This is a genomic window from Acinetobacter sp. YH18001, assembly GCF_013416975.1.
Lineage (GTDB): Bacteria > Pseudomonadota > Gammaproteobacteria > Pseudomonadales > Moraxellaceae > Acinetobacter > Acinetobacter pseudolwoffii.
Genome location: NZ_VPEU01000132.1, coordinates 1 through 1,274 on the forward strand (window position 1 = coordinate 1; position 1,274 = coordinate 1,274).

1 protein-coding gene is annotated in these 1,274 nt (G+C 43.5%); it reads right to left on the reverse strand.

The annotated features are described in order from the left end of the window. A partial coding sequence (gene mobQ / locus FTV48_RS14795) for a MobQ family relaxase (protein WP_180000779.1) occupies positions 1–911 on the reverse strand: 911 nt, incomplete at its 3' end. Positions 912–1,274 lie beyond the last annotated feature (363 nt).

Below are 1,274 nucleotides of genomic sequence, written 5' to 3' on the forward strand. Positions count from 1 at the left end.
CGTTGTTTATCTAATTCTTGCTGTCGTTTCATTTCCGCTTGGCGTTCCAGTTCTAGACGTTTGGTTTCTTGGTTCTTCTGCCATTGATCAAAACCTTGATCGACACGGTTTAAACCACGCTGTAAAACGCTCTCTTTCTGCTGTTTCTGTTGGTCAAGCTGTTGGGCGTTCTGCTGTTTCACATTGTCATTAAAACGGCTGATTTCAGTGTCTATGCCTTTTCTGCGTAATTGGGTGACTTTAGTGCCTTCATGGATGGTGGCTTGTAGTCCGTTATTCTGATCGGCATAGCTGCGGTGATCTATTTTTTCCTGTATGCCTGCTCGTTCCAAAGCACGATTGGCAAGGTTTGCCCACGTTTCCCGAATCTGTTTAATTTCGTCTTGGGTTGTACCCATACCAAGGCTTTTTCGTTTGGCGTTGCTGAGTTCAATTTCTGCCTTTGTGGTCAGAGTCAGATTGTTTTCAGGGTCTAATTCCGCCTTTCGGGTGGTAAGCATGATATGGGCGTGATGGTTCTTATCATTTCCGCCTTTGCTGGGTTCGTGGATGGCTAAGTCTGCAATCACGCCATAGCGATCAACTAAGGCCGTGGCAAAGGCTTTTGCCAAGTCCTTACGTTGATCTGCGTCTAATTCATCGGGTAGGGCGATTACCCACTCTCTGGCGGTTCGGGCATCTTTGCGGTTTTCGGACTGTTCCGCCAAGTTCCAAAGTTGGCTGCGGTCAATTTCAATATTGAGATTAGACACAATTTCGGTATGGGCGACTCCATCCTTTCTCGTAAAGTCATGCGTCAGCCCTGTACGTTTATCTTCTAGTTTTTCCCCTGCACGATAAGCCATAGATGCAACGGCAGTTCTTCCCGAACTGCGGTTAACGGTTTTGGTTGTACAGTGGTAAATCGCCATTAAATTTTCCTTGTGGCATCCACGTATTGATTACATTTCGGGCATTCTTTTCTAATAGTTTGAATGGATACTCCATTCATTTGCTCTATAAGAATTTTAGGTAATTTGTATAAAAATTCATTCCCACAGTTTGAGCATATAAAAATATGCTGTTCATCAATATTGTATTTCTTCATTTGCTTTACCGCTCTTGCTTTTGCTTTTGGGGTTAAGGGGTGTCCCCCTTACGCATCTTTTGACTTGAATGAAATTCAAGTCGTAAGTGCGCATTTCATGAAAAACACGATAGCATATAGCTCGCTTGAACTCTAGTTCATAGAGCCTTATGCTTGAGTGGTTTTCTATATCCCGAAATTAACCGTT